Origin of the sequence: Bradyrhizobium sp. CCBAU 53415 (assembly GCF_028128735.1) — a bacterium.
Classification (GTDB): domain Bacteria; phylum Pseudomonadota; class Alphaproteobacteria; order Rhizobiales; family Xanthobacteraceae; genus Bradyrhizobium.
Window position 1 is genome coordinate 160,124 of record NZ_LBJF01000025.1, and the last position, 15,972, is coordinate 176,095.

The 15,972-nt window shown below is 64.8% G+C and carries 14 protein-coding genes and 2 pseudogenes; 10 read left to right on the forward strand and 6 right to left on the reverse strand.

Annotation, left to right across the window (positions count from 1 at the left end; translation table 11 throughout):
• Nucleotides 1-25 precede the first annotated feature (25 nt).
• Nucleotides 26-352, reverse strand: a complete 327-nt coding sequence (locus XH87_RS21790; protein WP_271588830.1) for a recombinase family protein — start codon at nucleotides 350-352, stop codon at nucleotides 26-28.
• 278 nt (nucleotides 353-630) lie between these two features.
• Here XH87_RS21790 and XH87_RS21795 point away from each other — a divergent pair, with 278 nt between their 5' ends.
• The 9 genes and pseudogenes from XH87_RS21795 to XH87_RS21830 all read left to right on the forward strand — a co-directional run.
• Complete coding sequence (locus tag XH87_RS21795) at nucleotides 631-1,833, forward strand: cytochrome P450 (protein ID WP_271588831.1); 1,203 nt, start codon at nucleotides 631-633, stop codon at nucleotides 1,831-1,833.
• A gap of 89 nt (nucleotides 1,834-1,922) precedes the next feature.
• Entirely contained in the window at nucleotides 1,923-3,212 is a 1,290-nt protein-coding gene (locus XH87_RS21800) for a cytochrome P450 (RefSeq protein ID WP_271588832.1), read from the forward strand.
• A gap of 1 nt (nucleotide 3,213) precedes the next feature.
• Nucleotides 3,214-3,501: pseudogene (locus XH87_RS36635) on the forward strand (ferredoxin); the annotation flags it as partial.
• A gap of 6 nt (nucleotides 3,502-3,507) precedes the next feature.
• Nucleotides 3,508-4,353, forward strand: a complete 846-nt coding sequence (locus XH87_RS21805) for an SDR family oxidoreductase (protein ID WP_333909192.1) — start codon at nucleotides 3,508-3,510, stop codon at nucleotides 4,351-4,353.
• Nucleotides 4,353-5,696, forward strand: a complete 1,344-nt coding sequence (locus XH87_RS21810) for a cytochrome P450 (protein ID WP_271588834.1) — start codon at nucleotides 4,353-4,355, stop codon at nucleotides 5,694-5,696. Before XH87_RS21805 ends, XH87_RS21810 begins: the two co-directional genes overlap by 1 nt.
• A 135-nt stretch (nucleotides 5,697-5,831) precedes the next feature.
• Nucleotides 5,832-6,830, forward strand: a complete 999-nt coding sequence (locus XH87_RS21815; RefSeq protein ID WP_271589155.1) for a polyprenyl synthetase family protein — start codon at nucleotides 5,832-5,834, stop codon at nucleotides 6,828-6,830.
• Nucleotides 6,831-7,118: 288 nt separating this feature from the next.
• Nucleotides 7,119-8,669: a hypothetical protein gene (locus XH87_RS21820; RefSeq protein WP_271588835.1), complete on the forward strand. Its 1,551-nt coding sequence runs from the start codon at nucleotides 7,119-7,121 to the stop codon at nucleotides 8,667-8,669.
• Entirely contained in the window at nucleotides 8,666-9,568 is a 903-nt protein-coding gene (locus XH87_RS21825; protein WP_271588836.1) for a terpene synthase family protein, read from the forward strand. The genes XH87_RS21820 and XH87_RS21825 overlap by 4 nt, the downstream gene beginning before the upstream one ends.
• Before the next feature lie 81 nt (nucleotides 9,569-9,649).
• A pseudogene (locus XH87_RS21830) lies at nucleotides 9,650-10,111 on the forward strand (type 2 isopentenyl-diphosphate Delta-isomerase); the annotation flags it as partial.
• 278 nt (nucleotides 10,112-10,389) lie between these two features.
• Here XH87_RS21830 and XH87_RS36840 read toward each other — a convergent pair.
• The 4 genes from XH87_RS36840 to XH87_RS21845 all read right to left on the reverse strand — a co-directional run bounded on the left by XH87_RS36840 (nucleotide 10,390) and on the right by XH87_RS21845 (nucleotide 12,358).
• Entirely contained in the window at nucleotides 10,390-10,647 is a 258-nt protein-coding gene (locus XH87_RS36840; RefSeq protein WP_442868297.1) for a protein kinase domain-containing protein, read from the reverse strand.
• Nucleotides 10,648-11,087: 440 nt separating this feature from the next.
• Nucleotides 11,088-11,489, reverse strand: coding sequence for a hypothetical protein (locus XH87_RS21835; protein ID WP_271588837.1), 402 nt, complete (start codon nucleotides 11,487-11,489; stop codon nucleotides 11,088-11,090).
• 205 nt (nucleotides 11,490-11,694) lie between these two features.
• A complete protein-coding gene (locus tag XH87_RS21840) occupies nucleotides 11,695-12,018 on the reverse strand; it encodes a hypothetical protein (protein WP_271588838.1) in 324 nt (107 codons plus the stop codon).
• A gap of 97 nt (nucleotides 12,019-12,115) precedes the next feature.
• The gene (locus XH87_RS21845) at nucleotides 12,116-12,358 is read right to left on the reverse strand and encodes a hypothetical protein (RefSeq protein WP_271588839.1); all 243 of its coding nucleotides are present in this window, start codon (nucleotides 12,356-12,358) and stop codon (nucleotides 12,116-12,118) included.
• A gap of 194 nt (nucleotides 12,359-12,552) precedes the next feature.
• On the opposite strand from XH87_RS21845, the gene XH87_RS21850 reads away from it, so the two are divergent.
• Nucleotides 12,553-13,767, forward strand: coding sequence for an MFS transporter (locus tag XH87_RS21850; protein ID WP_271588840.1), 1,215 nt, complete (start codon nucleotides 12,553-12,555; stop codon nucleotides 13,765-13,767).
• 1,227 nt (nucleotides 13,768-14,994) lie between these two features.
• On the opposite strand, the gene XH87_RS21855 is transcribed toward XH87_RS21850, so the two are convergent.
• Nucleotides 14,995-15,891 carry a LysR substrate-binding domain-containing protein gene (locus tag XH87_RS21855; protein ID WP_271588841.1) on the reverse strand — a complete coding sequence of 299 codons (897 nt, stop codon included), beginning with the start codon at nucleotides 15,889-15,891 and terminating at the stop codon, nucleotides 14,995-14,997.
• Nucleotides 15,892-15,972: the final 81 nt, after the last annotated feature.

The window sequence follows — 15,972 nt, forward strand, 5'->3', positions numbered from 1 at the left end:
AAGTGGCTTGCAACACGCTCCTGGATCAAAGCGCGCTCATACTGCGCGAGCGCAGGAATTCGCCCGAGGGCGTCGTGGTGTCCAGGTTCTCGGTCAGCGAGCGGAACGCCACCCGATTGTCCTTGAGCGAGATCACGATGGCGAGCAGGTGCGACAGCGAGCGGTCGAGCCGGTCGAGTTTCCACACGATCAGCATGTCGCCGGGCCGGACGAATTCGAGCGTCCGCGCCAAGCCAGTGCGGTCATCCTTCGCGCCCGAGGCGTGATCCTCGAACAGTTGACGCGGATCAACGCCGGCGGCGAGCAGCGCATCGCGCTGAAAGTCCGTGTTCTGACACGCGCATTTAGCCAAGCAACATAGGCGGATACCCATCGGAAATAGGTTTCCGTATGGTAGCGCATGGCGACAGAGTTTCCGCACATTTTTTGCGCCACCAGGCGCTTAGCTTAGGGGGCTACTACCAGATTCGGTAGATTGGCTAAAGCCAACTTGAGGCCCTAGGATTCGGCCGCCTTCCCCGTCGATCATCATCGACGAACAGAAGTGAACGCAAGCGCACGTGAAGGCGCTGCCCGCAGCGACTGCGGGCACCTTCCGCCCTTCCATCGCTTAGAGAGTGAAGTGCCATCGTGTCCGAACAACCCCTGCCGACGCTGCCGATGTGGCGCGTCAATCACATTGAGCCCTCGCCCGAGATGTTGGCGCTACGCGCCAACGGTCCCATCCACCGCGTGCGTTTCCCGTCCGGGCAGGAAGGCTGGTGGGTGACAGGCTACGACGAGGCCAAGGAGGCGCTGTCCGAGGCGGCATTCCGGCCGGCGGGAATGCCGCCGACGGCGTTCACCCCGGATTCGGTGATTCTCGGTTCGCCGGGGTGGCTAGTCTCGCACGAGGGGCGCGAGCATGTCCGGTTACGCACGCTCGTGGCGCCGGCCTTCAGCAACCGCAGGGTGAAGCTGCTGGCGCCGCGTGTCGAGGCGATCGCTGCGCAGTTGTTCGAGAACCTGGCGGCCCAGCGCCAGCCCGCCGACTTGCGGCGCCACCTCTCCTTTCCGCTTCCGGCCATGGTCATCAGCGCGCTCATGGGTGTGCTCTACGAGGATCACGCCTTTTTCGCCCGGCTGTCCGACGAGGTGATGACGCACCAACATGAAAGCGGCCCGCGCAGCGCGTCGCGCCTGGCCTGGGAAGAACTGCGCGCCTACATTCGCGGCAAGATGTGGGACAAGCGCCAGGATCCGGGCGACAACCTGCTGACGGATCTGCTCGCGGCGGTCGACCAGGGCAAGGCGACCGAGGAAGAAGCGATCGGCCTGGCGGCGGGCATGCTGGTGGCGGGGCACGAGAGCACCGTCGCGCAGATCGAATACGGCCTGCTGGCCCTGTTCCGCCATCCGCAACAGCGCGAACGCCTGGTCGGCGATCCATCCCTCGTGGACAAGGCGGTCGAGGAAATCCTGCGCATGTACCCGCCGGGCGCGGGCTGGGACGGCATCATGCGCTATCCGAGGACCGACGTGACCATCGCGGGCGTGCATATTCCCGCGGAGAGCAAGGTGCTCGTCGGCCTGCCGGCAACCTCGTTCGATCCGCGCCATTTCGACGACCCGGAAATCTTCGACATCGGACGCCGGGAAAAGCCGCACCTGGCGTTCTCCCACGGGCCGCACTCCTGCATCGGCGGGGCGCTGGCCCGGCTGGAACTCAAGGCGGTGTTCGGTTCGATCTTCCAGCGCTTTCCCGCGCTGCGCCTGGCCGTGGCGCCCGAAGAACTGAAGTTGCGCAAGGAGATCATCACTGGCGGGTTCGAGGAGTTCCCGGTGCTCTGGTGATGTGCGGACGCCGCTGCGATAGCTATCGTCTCCGCGATTTGCCGGCGTGCCTGCCGCGCACCGGTCAGATCAGCCGACAGGTAACGAAGATGGACGTGCAAGAAACCACGCCAGCATGCCGGGACGCCTTCGCCGAACTGGCGTCGCCGGCGTGGATTCACGACCCGTATCCGTTCATGAGGTGGTTGCGCGAGCACGATCCGGTGCATCGCGCGGCGTCGGGCCTCTTTCTGTTGAGCCGCCACGCCGACATTTACTGGGCGCTCAAGGCCACCGGCGATGCCTTTCTGGGACCGGCGCCGGGCGAACTGGCGCGCTATTTTCCGCATGCGGCGACCAGCCTGTCGCACAATCTGCTGGCCTCCACGCTAGCGATGAAGGACCCACCGACGCATACGCGTCTGCGCCGGCTGATCTCGCGCGATTTCACCATGCGCCAGATCGACGACCTGCGGCCGGGCATCGCGCGCATCGTCGCCGCGCGCCTGGACGGCATGGCGCCGGCGCTGGAGCGCGGGGAGGCCGTGGACCTGCATCGGGAATTCGCGCTGGCCTTGCCCATGCTGGTCTTCGCCGAACTGTTTGGCATGCCCCAGGATGACATGTTCAGGCTCGCCACCGGCATCGGCGCCATTCTGGAAGGCCTGAGCCCGCACGCGAGCGATCCCCAGCTCGCCGCGGCGGACGCGGCCAGTGCCAGAGTGAAGGCCTACTTCGGCGGCCTCATACAGCGCAAGCGCACCGATCCCCGCCACGACATCGTGTCGATGTTGGTCGGCACACACGACGATGATGCCGACACGCTGTCGGATGCCGAGTTGATCAGCATGTTGTGGGGCATGCTGCTGGGTGGCTTCGCCACCACTGCTGCGACCATCGACCATGCGGTCCTGGCGATGCTGGCGTATCCCCAACAGCGGCAGTGGCTGCAGGGAAACGCCGTGGGGGTGAAGGCATTCGTCGAAGAAGTCCTGCGCTGCGACGCGCCCGCGATGTTCAGCTCCATTCCGCGTATCGCCCAGCGCGACATCGAACTGGGCGGCGTGGTGATCCCGAAGAACGCGGACGTGCGCGTGCTGATCGCGGCCGGCAATCGCGACCCCGACGCCTTCGCCGATCCCGACCGCTTCGATCCCGCGCGGTTCTACGGCACCAGTCCTGGCATGTCGACCGACGGGAGGATCATGCTGAGCTTCGGCCACGGCATCCACTTCTGCCTCGGTGCGCAACTGGCCCGGGTGCAGTTGGCCGAGAGCCTGCCGCGGATCCAGGCCCGCTTCCCCACGCTGGCATTGGCCGAGCAGCCGACCCGGGAGCCCTCCGCGTTCCTTAGGACATTCCGCGCGCTGCCGGTGCGGCTGCATGCGCAGGGGAGCTGAGATGCGCGTCGAGGTCGACCAGCATCTGTGCGGAACCAGCGGGCAGTGCGTGCTGACGCTGCCGGGCACCTTTCGCCAGCGCGAACCGGACGGCGTGGCCGAAGTGTGCGTGGCGACGGTCCCGCCGGCGCTGCACGCCGCCGTGCGGCTCGCGGCGAGCCAGTGCCCGGTCGCCGCCATTCGGGTCATCGAAAGCGACGCTGGCGATGACGCGCGCGCCAGCGCCGAGAGTGCGCCTTCTCCGGCGGAGGCCGAGCGGCATGCCGCGAGAGACCAATGCCATCCAGGAGGACCGATGGGACGGTTTGAAGACAAGGTGGCCGTGGTGACCGGTGCCGGCGCCGGTATCGGCAAGGCATGCGCCCTCGCCATTGCGCGCGAGGGCGGCAGAGTGGTGGTCGCCGACATTGATGGCTCGGCGGCCATCGCCTGCACCGCGCAAATCGCGGCCGAGGCGGGCCACGCGCTGGCTCTGGCCATCGACATCGCCGATGCGCAGGCGGTGGCAGCGCTGTTCGAGACGGCGGAGCGGCACTTCAGTGGGGTCGACCTGCTGGTGAACAACGCGAGCGCCATGCATCTGACTCCGCGCGACCTCGCGATCCTCGATCTGGACCTGGCGGTCTGGGATCAGACCATGGCGACCAATCTGCGCGGTACGTTGCTCTGCTGCCGGCAGGCCATCCCACGGATGATCGCCCGTGGTGGTGGCGCGATCGTCAACATGTCGTCGTGCCAGGGGCTCAGCGGTGACACCGCGCTGACATCCTACGCCGCGTCGAAGGCGGCGATGAACATGCTGTCCGCCTCGCTCGCCACCCAGTACGGTCATGCGCAGATCCGCTGCAACGCGGTTGCGCCGGGTCTCATCATGACCGATCGTCTCCTCGCCAAGCTGGACGAGTGCACGCAACGGCATCTGCGCCGGCACCAGCTCCTGCCGCGCGTCGGCCGCCCCGACGACGTGGCCGCGCTGGTGGCGTTCCTGCTCTCCGACGATGCTGCGTTCATCACCGGTCAGGTCGTGTGCATCGACGGCGGCATGCTGGCGCATGTGCCGACGTACGCCGACGGTGGCAACAGCCGCGCCGCGCGGCCTTCCGGCGAGACCGCCGAAGCGGACGCGTCGCCGCGCTGCTGATGGACATCCTGCTCAACCCGCTGAACCGTCGGCATCGGCTGCGGCACGACGTCCCGGTCGTGCCCGGCGCTTTCCCCTTGGTCGGGCATCTTCCCGCCGTCGTCTGCGACCTGCCCCGCCTGCTGCGGCGCGCGGAACGGACGCTGGGCAGCCACTTCTGGCTGGATTTCGGCCCTGCCGGACACCTGATGACCAGTCTGGATCCGGATGCTCTCGCACTGCTCCGGCACAAGGACGTGTCCTCGGCGCTGATCGAAGACATCGCGCCCGAATTGTTTGGCGGAACGTTGGTCGCCCAGGACGGCATCGCGCACCGGCAGGCGCGTGATGCGATCCAGGCGGCGCTTCTGCCCAAGGGGCTGACCCAGGCCGGCATCGGCGAGCTGTTCGCGCCCGTCATCCGGGCGCGCGTGCAGAGGTGGCGCGACCGCGGCGACGTAACCATCCTGCGCGAAACCGGCGATCTGATGCTCAAGCTCATCTTCAGTCTCATGGGAATCCCGGCGCAGGACCTGCCGGGATGGCATCGCAAGTACCGGCAACTGCTGCAGTTGATCGTCGCGCCCCCGGTCGACCTGCCCGGACTGCCCTTGCGGCGCGGCCGCGCCGCCCGCGACTGGATCGATGCGCGGTTGCGCGAGTTCGTCCGCGCCGCGCGCGAACATGCCTCGCGCACCGGGTTGATCAACGACATGGTGAGCGCCTTCGATCGCAGCGACGATGCGCTTTCCGACGACGTCCTGGTCGCCAATATCCGCTTGCTACTGCTTGGTGGTCACGACACCACCGCCTCGACGATGGCCTGGATGGTGATCGAGCTGGCGCGGCAGCCTGGGCTGTGGGACGCCCTGGTCGAGGAGGCGCAACGCGTGGGCGCGGTGCCAACTCGGCACGCGGACCTGGCGCAGTGTCCGGTCGCCGAGGCGCTGTTCCGCGAGACGCTGCGCGTGCATCCGGCGACGCCGCTCTTGGTGCGTCGCGCACTGCGTGAATTGCGACTCGGCCAACGGCGCATCCCCGCGGGCACCGATCTGTGCATCCCGCTGCTGCATTTCTCGACCTCGGCGCTGCTGCACGAGGCGCCTGATCAGTTTCGGCTGGCGCGGTGGCTGCAACGCACCGAGCCGATCCGGCCGGTGGACATGCTGCAGTTCGGTACCGGCCCACACGTCTGCATGGGCTACCACCTGGCATGGCTGGAACTGGTGCAGTTCTGTATCGCCTTGGCGCTGACCATGCACGAGGCCGGCGTGCGGCCGCGGTTGCTGAGCGGCGTTGAAAAAGGCCGGCGCTATTACCCGACCGCACATCCGTCCATGACTATCCGCATCGGATTCTCATGAGCTCGCATCGCATGCCCCTGTGGCGAGGCGGCGGCGCCGGCGACGCGCGGCATTGCTGCACTCGGCGCGCGCGCACGGTGCGACGCTGACAACACCGCGGGGGCTCGCCTGTCAGGGGACAAGGACATGAACAACATGCAGACCGGTTCCACGCCACAGGACGACAGAACTAGTGATTCCGCGCTCGGCGGATTGGGCGCGCAGGCGCGCGGCGCATCCGGCGGGCTGCTGCCCGAGATCTGGATGCAGGACGGCGCAAAGCGGGTCGAACAGGTGCTGGCGCGTCTTCTCTGCTCCGAACACGACAGTGAGACCGAGCTGATGGCGGCGATGCGCTACGCCACCTTGCATGGCGGGAAGCGCACCCGCGCCTTGCTCTGTCTGGCTGCCGGCGCACTGGCCGACACGCCGGCGCACATGCTCGATGACGTCGGCGCCGCCATCGAGATGATGCACGCCTGTACCCTGGTCCACGACGATCTGCCCGCGATGGACGACGACGTGCTTCGCCGCGGCCTTCCGACCGTGCACGTCAAGTTCGGCGAGGCTACTGCGATCCTGGTCGGCGATGCGCTGCAGGCGCACGCCTTCCTGACCCTGGCGAGCCTCGATGCGCCGGGCGACAACCGTATCGCGCTCGTGCGCGAACTGGCGCAGGCAGTGTCAGCCGAGGGTGCCGCAGGCGGGCAGGCCATGGATCTGTCGATGGTTGGAAAGCACGTCGAGCTGGACAGGATCGTGGCGATGCACCAGATGAAAAGCGGAGCGCTAGTGCGCGCGTCCGTTCGCATGGGCGCGCTATGCGCTGTCGCGGAGGATGCCGCGCACGCTGCGCTGTACTGTGCGCTCGATCACTACAGCGCCTGTTTCGGCCTGGCGTTGCAGGTGATCGACGACATTCTCGACGTGACAGCGGATACCGCGACGCTGGGCAAGACCCCCGGCAAGGACGCGGCGGCGCAGAAGCCGACCTGCGCGTCGATCATGGGACTGCAGGCAGCACGCCAGTTCGCGCTAGATCTGTTGCGCGATGCCGGGGAGGCCGTCGCGCCGCTGGGGTCGCGTGCGGAACGGTTGGCGCAACTCCTACAGCGGACCAACGCGTATCTGTTCAAGCACGCGCCATGCGCATGAGCGCGCCCGTCCGCATGGAGTCGCCCCTGTGCCGCTGCGATCGGCCGGCGACAGAGGTGCATGCTGCATTGTATCCGGTCGGCGGCGCCGATCGCAGCGGTTGCACGCCGCGGCGCACGCGGCGCGCTGCGCGCAAGCCTATGCGGCGGACCGGCGCCAGCATCGGGGCGCCTCGCCGCGCCAGAGCAGGGCGGCCGTCCGGCGCTGCCTATGCGACGAGCCTGCGGCGACATGCGGCGTCTGCCCGATCCCGGTTCTCTTCAACCGTCTGCAAAAGGAACATCCCGCGTGAACGCGCTGTCCGAACAGATCCTTTCCGAATTGCGCGGCCTGCTGAGCGAAATGAGCGATGGCGGCAGCGTCGGTCCGTCCGTCTACGACACGGCGCGAGTGCTGCGTTTCCACGGCAACGTCACCGGTCGGCAGGACGCATACGCGTGGCTCATCGCGCAGCAACAGGCCGACGGCGGATGGGGAAGCGCGGACTTCCCGCTGTTCCGCCATGCGCCCACGTGGGCAGCGGTACTGGCATTGCAGCGTGCCGATCCTCTTCCCGGTGCTGCCGACGCAGTCCAGGCTGCAACGCGGTTCCTCCAGCGCCAGGCCGATCCCTACGCGCATGCGGTGCCGGAAGACTCGCCGATCGGCGCGGAGCTGATCCTGCCGCAGTTTTTCGGTGAGGCCGCATCCTTGCTGGGTGGCGTTGCGTTTCCGCGCCATCCAGCGCTGTTGCCATTGCGGCAAGCGTGCCTGGTCAAGCTGGGGGCGGTGGCGAAGTTGCCGAGCGGCCATCCATTGCTGCACTCCTGGGAAGCCTGGGGGACGTCGCCGACCACCGCATGCCCAGATGACGACGGCAGCATCGGCATCAGTCCGGCGGCCACCGCCGCGTGGCGTGCGCAAGCCGCGACACGGGGGAGCACGCCGCAGGTCGGGCGCGCCGATGCGTATCTGCAGATGGCATCGCGGGCGACGCGCAGCAGCATCGAAGGTGTCGTTCCCAACGTCTGGCCGATCAACGTGTTCGAGCCATGCTGGTCGCTGTACACCCTGCATCTGGCCGGGCTGTTCGCGCATCCCGCGCTCGCCGAGGCGGTCCGCGTGATCGTCGCGCAGCTCGACGCCCGCCTGGGCCTGCGCGGTCTTGGCCCGGCCTTGCACTTCGCGGCTGACGCGGACGACACCGCCATTGCGTTATGCGTCCTGCACCTTGCAGGCCGCGACCCGGCGGTCGATGCGTTGCGCCGTTTCAAAATCGGCGAGCGGTTCGTCACCTTCCCGGGCGAGCGCAACGCCTCGGTGTCAACCAACATCCATGCTCTGCATGCGTTGCGACTGTTGGGAAAGCCCGCCGCGGGCACCAGCGCGTACGTCGAGGCCAATCGCAACGCGCACGGGCTATGGGACAACGAAAAATGGCACGTTTCGTGGCTGTATCCCACCGCGCATGCGGTCGCTGCGCTGGCGCAAGGCAAGCCCCAGTGGCGCGATGAGCGCGCGCTGGCAGCGCTGCTGCAGGCGCAGCGCGACGACGGCGGCTGGGGCGCGGGGCGCGCGTCCACGTTCGAGGAAACCGCCTATGCGCTGTTCGCGTTGCACGTGATGGACGGGAGCGAAGAGGCGACTGGGCGCCGGCGCATCGCGCAGGTGGTGGCGCGTGCCCTGGAGTGGATGCTCGCCCGACATGCGGCGCATGCATTGCCGCAGACGCCGCTGTGGATCGGCAAGGAACTGTATTGCCCCACTCGGGTCGTGCGCGTGGCCGAACTCGCCGGGTTGTGGCTGGCGCTTCGTTGGGGGCGGCGCGTCGTGGCCGAGGGAGGAGGAACGGCGCCATGATCCAGACCGAACGCGCGCTGCAACAGGTGCTGGAGTGGGGACGTTCCCTGACCGGGTTCGCCAACGAGCATGCCGTGGAAGCGGTCAGGGGCGGCCAGTATATCCTGCAGCGCATCTACCCGAGCCTGTGCGGCACCAGCGCCCGCACCGGTCGCGATCCGCAGGACGAAACGCTGATCATGGCGTTCTATCGCGAACTGGCGCTGCTGTTCTGGCTCGACGATTGCAACGACCTTGGCCTGATCGCGCCGGAGCAGCTCGCCGCGGTGGAGCTGGCGCTGGGACAGGGCGAGCCGTGCGCGCTCCCCGGATTCGGGGGCTGCGCTGTGCAGCGCGCTTCGCTGGCCGCGCTCGCCTACGATAGTCGCGACTATGCTCAGCTTCTGGACGACACCCGGTGCTACTGCGCGGCGCTGCGCGCCGGACACGCGCAGGCGGCGGGGGCGGAACGCTGGTCCTACGCCGAGTACCTGCACAACGGCATCGATTCGATCGCCTACGCGAACGTGTTCTGTTGCCTGTCGTTGCTGTGGGGGCTGGACATGGCGACCTTGCGCGCGCGTCCGGTGTTTCGTCAGGTCCTGCGGCTCATCTCCGCGATAGGGCGCCTGCAGAACGATCTGCATGGACTCGACAAGGACAGGTCGGCCGGCGAGGCCGACAACGCGGCGATCCTGCTGCTGCAGCGCTATCCAGCTATGCCTGCGGTGGAGTTCCTCAACGACGAGCTGGCCGGCCATACGCGCATGCTGCACCGGGTGATGGCGGAAGAACGCTTTCCGGCGCCGTGGGGACCGTTGATCGAGGCCATGGCCGCCATCCGCGCGCAGTACTACCAGACCTCGCCCAGCCGGTACCGCAGCGACTCTGCGGGGGGAGGCCAGCGTGCGCCGGCCTGAACGCGCGGGGGCGGCGGCGTGCGCGCGCTGCCGCGGTCCGATCCGACGCAACGCCGTCGCCCTGCGACGGATGGAGCGAGCATGAGCGACACCGCCCTGAGCCGGCGCAAGGACGATCATCTGGACATCGTGCTGGATCGGCGAGCGGCCCCGGCCACGGTCGCAGCCGGCAGTGAGCACATCCGTTTCGAATACTGCGCATCGCCCGAGTAGGACCTGACGCAGATCAACCTGCGCGCCTCGCTGCTGGACAAGACCATGCCCGCGCCGCTGCTGATCAGGTCCATGAGCGGCGGCATGCCACGCGCCGCGGCCATCAACCGGCATCTGAGCGAGGCAGCGCAAGCTTTGGGGATCGCCATGTGCGTCGGTTCGCAGCGCGTGAGCCCGCAACTCCCAGAGGCTGACGCGCGCGCTGCGCCGGCCTAGCCTCAGACATTCCCTTGCTGGCCAATATCGGCGCCGCGCAACTGCGGCGAGGCCGACGGCCTGGACCCGGCGCGCCGGGCGGTGGATGCGCTGGAGGCCGATGGACTCATCGTCCCTACTTAGCGCTCGGTGCGGTCGAGCAAGGCGGAAGCGCTCTGGAATAGAACGGCACGCTGTTCAGTCGCAGAGCGGGCGGACTTTTGCCGCTCACTTTCGCTCTGTTTGGCAACCTCCCCGAGATGGGCCTCGCTAAGCCTCCCTTAGACCGCTAGAGCGTTGTTGTTGTGACCGTTTCAGGCGAGCGAGCAAATTGGCAGCCGACGGCCGAGCTCCCGGAGCCTTAAAGAACGCTTCCATGACTAAGGCTTTAAGGACCGACGTGCCCACATCGATTAGCGGAGGCTCTCTATGCAGGTGCTGCTCTTGGTAGTCCTCGAGCTGGGGGCCTGGAAAAAGCTTGCGGCCGCAGAGCATTCGAACGCCATCACGCCCAAAGCGTAGACGTCAGCAGCGGCGATCGCTCTTTCAGCTCGCCATCGTTCTGGAGCCGCGTAAGGCGGACTGAGAGAATACTTTTGCGTGTCCGCTGCCGTTGTCGCCTCGGCGTATCGAGAAATGCCAAAATCCGAGAGACACCACTTGCCGTCCAGGTAGAGACGTTTTCAGCTTTAGCTCTCTATGAACAACGTTGTTGCCTTCCAACTCCGAGAGAGCGGAAGAGATGTCGATGAGGATCGATGTCGCATCTGCCGTGACGAGAGGCGATTTCGTGCTCGTCAAATGATCTCGCAGGGATCTGCTTGCACGAGGTATGACAAGGACCCAATGATCGTCCTGTTCGCCACTATCTATGATTGGGACGATTCCACGAGCACCTCCGCAAACAGAAGCTCTCTGCTCGCGCCAGGCGCCTTCGGTACCAGCTTAACCGCGGCTTTCGACCTATCTGGACTTTCGCAGCGAAGACCTGGCCGAAGCCGCCGGGTCCGGGTCGCTCACCAACAATCCAATCTTTCTTCAGCCTGATCGTTGTCAACGAACGTCACTCCCGATGTCCCTTAAGCCCACGACCGCCAAACGGCGATACTCCCTATAACGAGACAGGCCAACGAACCGATACCACCGGCAATCGCGATCCACATGGTGCCTTCATGGCCGCTACCTTCTTTGGCGCCGGCCAATACTTGGGGTCCGAAAGCATCCGAACGTCGGCCCAACTCTGAAACAGCACCGCAGGGAAGGTGAAATTCCACCAAGCGACGAAGGCTGCTACGAAAGCCGAAACAATGCCAATAACGCGCCCGCATATGGTGGTGGCGACGTGGGCTTTGAAGAGGAGGCCAACAATCGCGCCCGAATGCATTAGCCAAAGTGTGTTGACGAGCCACCTACCATACTCGATCTGTGTTGCCTGAGAGGTTTTCAGCAATTCAAACCCAAGTTGATAAGCGGCTTCAGCCTGCCTTTTGTAACTCTCTGGATCGGAGCTCATCAAGTTGTTCTACCATAGCCGCGCGTCCCCACTCTGGGCATCCTTATTCAAGGAGCGGCGACAGCTCGTGGGAGGGGCGCGGCGGCATCTTCGACAGGGACCACTATCGGCGCTTCGTCCGCAGGTTTCGTCGCAGCCTTCTTCCTCGTGGCAGCCCGTTGCAAGCGCCGGATATTCTGGAGGGCCGCTTTCGCTTCATCACTATCTACCAGGTCGCGTTTGATGACCTCCCACGCAGCAACGACTTTAGATAGTCGGCCTCCACCTTCACGCCGGAGCTCATCCGGCGGATTTCGCGGCGCAGAATTTCTAGGATAAAGTCGGTCTGCAAGACTGCGGCAACCGTGAACTTGTTCGTGACCGGCTTGTGCAGCAGGAACTCGGCCATCGTGCTCTTTGAGAAGCCTTCGCGGCTCAAATTTCCAAAATACTCTCCCGGTACCAATCCTACGCTTTTGCACGCCAAACTGCGATTTTCTGCGATAGCGTTCGCTCGATGGTAGCGCTCAAGGGCAAGGCCGGCGGTCACACGAGCGGCCCTCGCGTAATGAATGATTGTGGAAGTGCGCTCCGCGCAGACCGCATCGAGTAACTCCTTTCAGGCAGGAGGCCGAAAATTCCCGGGATCATTCTTGGCCGTCCCCCGTCCCAGGAGAGACCACAGTCCAGTGAGTGGCGCGGGTCGCCGCCACCGCCATCCAATCGCGCAACAATCCCCTGTCCTCCTTGGAAAAGGAAGCCCGCCGCTTCAGGTCTTCCAGCGTCTCGCCGGGATGACATCGCTCGAAATCCTCCTGAATCAACGATTCAAGATAAGCTCGTTCCTCCTCACTGGCACGGCGGACATCGACATCTGAGCCGGTCGGCATGGCTGACTTGGTACCCGAAACCTTTGGTGGGGCTTGGCGTCTATATAACTTGGGTGCCAATTGTCTGTTCGCAACAGATTAGTGCCGGATGAGGGCGTTCGACCGGGCCCCGACACGGCACTTCACTGTTCGCATTTGCAATCGGCCCTTTTCAGGCTGGCTTGCAGCCCAGTTTCCCGGAGCCCCACACGACAATGGCGAAACCTAACTCAACGGCTCGGGACGTGTGCATTCCCGGACCAATCGCCTATATCGCCCTCTACGTCGCCTTGTACGCGGCGTTCGGCGCCGCATCTCCTTTCTGGCCAAAACTTTTCGAAACGAGGACACTGGCTCCCCAGCAAATCGGCTTAATACTGTCTGGTGCAACGCTGATGCGGCTCGCCTCTGGACCGTTGGTTGCAATCCTGGCCGATCGGCTCGGATCGTTGCGCCTTGTGCTCGCGAGCTGTACTGCCTCGGCCGCTGCAGCAGCCTTCGCATTGATCTGGGCCGATACATTCTGGCTATTACTCCTTGTCGCGTTGGTGCAGGCTGCTGCTCTAGCTCCCACGACCTCGATCGCCGACGGGTTGTCCGTCAACGTCGCCAGGCCTCGCATAGGGGAAAGAGCATTTGAGTACGGCTGGATCCGCGGCTCGGCGTCGGCGGCTTTCGTATTGGGCACGCTCACGGTTGGACAGCTCATAAAGCCTAGTGATCTCACCCCGGTGATCTGGATGAACGCTGCCTTCCTGATCGCGGCCACTGGCGCCACGGCATTTGTGCCACGTGGGGCTGGTCGAACCGCATTACGGGCTGCGCCATCCTTCCCTCGGCTTGAGGTATACGCACTGCTTGGGGTGACGCGGTTTCGAATCGTGATTTTGGTTTCCGCTTTCATCTATGGCAGCCACGCAATGTACGATGCATTTGGCGTGATTCGATGGAGCGATGCTGGTATCAGCACTCCGATGATCAGCGCACTGTGGTCGGAGGCCGTGGTCGCAGAGGTCCTGGTGTTTTTGCTTGTCGGCCCGCCATTGCTTGATCGGTTTGGCGCGCGCGGCGCGGCTGTTTTGGCCGCTACGGCCGGAATCCTACGTTGGTCTGTTGTGGGTCTAACGAGCTCTGTCTTGCCGCTCTCGCTGGTACAGCCGCTACACGGATTGACCTTCGCTTTGCTTCATCTCGCGTGCATGCGGATCATGGGAGGATTGATCCCGACAAGTGTGGCCGCAACCGCGCAAGCCTTCTACGCGTTTGGCGCAGGCTTCCTGACCGCGGCACTGACTCTCTTGTCCGGCAGTCTGTATGCCTCGTACGCAGGAGCGGCATTCTTTCCAATGGCAGCTCTCTGCGCGATCGCACTCCCGTTCGCCTGGACTGGCTTCTCCGACAAGGGCGATCGCTCCGTCGGCTCGATGTGAAAGGACGGCGCAAGCTTGAACTATTGTCGTCGATCCGACTTGGGGCGGGCCGGTCGGAGGTCAACTGCGTCGACGCAGGCTGCGGCTGGACGCTCGACGCCGCCGCCTGACGCAGATCGACAGGATACCATCGGAGAAAATCCGGCAGCCGGTCGGGCCGGCTCCTCCGGACAGGTGGCGGCGTAGGAGCGGCCCGGCACTCGCCCCAACAGCACGGAGCCCGCGCCTTGTCGACGATCCAACGTACGGCGAGATGGACCCGCTTGCCGAACGTCTCCTGCGCGAAGCGATCAAGCACCTTGGTGGCCTTGACATACCGGGCAAAGCGCGGGCTAAGAACTTGGAATCCTTCCGCCGAAGGTCGTCGCCGGAAAACTCGGTCGCCTCTGCGCGTGCGGCGTGAGTCAAGTCCATATCCCTCAACGCCTGTCCGATCGGCAGCGGCGCCTATTCGAGCAATTGCGGGCGACTGCGAATCGCGCGCCGTCCTCGGCCTGATCAAGTCCGTGCGGGATCGGGTCGTATCCGGCGTGTCCTCTCGCCATGGGCCGTCAATGCGGTGAGATGGATTTTGCATGGCGGATGGACCCTTCGCGCAACGTAGCGCGAGACGTCGATATCGTCGCGGGCGGCAAGCCCGGAGAAAGAGCGCAGGCAGCGTGATACGGAAATGGCTCGACGTCATGGCGATCAGAGGCGGCAACTACATCGCAGTTTTTGGTCGATGCTGGATTTGAACCTGCAATCCGAGCGGGGTGAAAATTCTCTGGCCAGAGACGCCGCGCCCTACGGACGATGGCGGGACCGAAATGCGCTTGCCTTCGATTTTTCGCGATGGAGGTCGCTCTCGCCCGACCCGTAGCCCTAGGTCTTTCAATACTCCTCCGTATGAGCGAAGACCTGCACTCTCGTCCCCGGGCTGACGAACGGCCTTATGCGTAGGATTGGATGAGATATTGCAGGTCTGGTTGGTGTGGGGAAAGGCGGCAGCGCTCCCCCGCTACCTATCGTACGATTTTGCACGCCAATCTACGATCTTCTGCGATCGCTTACTCCGATGGTAGCGCCTCGGATACTGGGCACGAATGGGATAGTCGCGAGGATAATGTAGGCCTGTTTGCCTTTGGCGCTGACCTCGATGCGCGCTGAAGACGCGACCGTCGGAGCTCAGACCCAAAACAGCCGCTCGCTTGCTTGGTTGCAGTGATGCTCGGCCAGACTTGGATCTTAGTGCGAGGAACCTGCGGTCTCGCCATCGAGTTGCGCCACGAGCCAATCTGCAAAGGCTCGTACCGCGGATCTCTGTCGGCCGGCGCGTGGGTAGATCAGGCGATGGCCGACGTACCGGATATCGTTGGCCCGTCCCGACAACGGAGCCACCAATCGTCCGCTCGCCAGTTCACGTTCGGCCAGAAGGGTCGATTCCAATGCTACTCCCAATCCCTCGGTGGCCGTTGCGATTGCCAGAAAGCTGCGATCGAACCTCATGCCGTGGAGCGCAGGTGCTTCCAACCCGTTCGCCGTGAACCATTGGTGCCACTGAACCTGCTTCACGTCGGAGCGGATCAGCGTCTGATCGAGGAGATCGACAGGCTTCCTGATCGACTTTGCGAGGGCAGGCGAGCAGAGCGGGGTGACCGTCTCCTCCGGGAGGGGAACAACCTCCACGCCCTCCGCGCGCGGCGGACCGTAAACGATGTCGATATCAAAATCATCGTTGCTGAAGCGAGCGTAGTCCGTGCTCGCAGCCAGGCGGACTTCGAGCTTCGGATAGGCGGCCAAAAACTGTGCAAGCCGTGGTGCAAGCCACTGCGCGGCAAAACTGGGTGCAGAATGGACGCGCACCAATTGTGGTCCTCGCGCGGCGACTTCCTCGAGGCCACGGCGAAGCTGATCAAATGCCGCTCCCGTGTGTCGCATCAGATTTTCGCCGGCCGGCGTGAGCCGCACCGATCGCGCGCTGCGTTCGAACAGAACGGTGCGAAGCGTGTCCTCCAGCTTGCGGATGGCATGACTGACGGCACTCGGCGTCAGGTGAAGCTCATTCGCCGCATCGCGGAACGATCCCGTGCGAGCGGCGGCTTCAAAGGCGCGAATTGCCGATATCGGGACATTCGATAGCATTCCATAAGTGAACCAGATTCATCGATCCGTGACAACTGTGCGTTTGTCTGTTGCGCGTCCACGGGGCATTCCTAGCCTTGC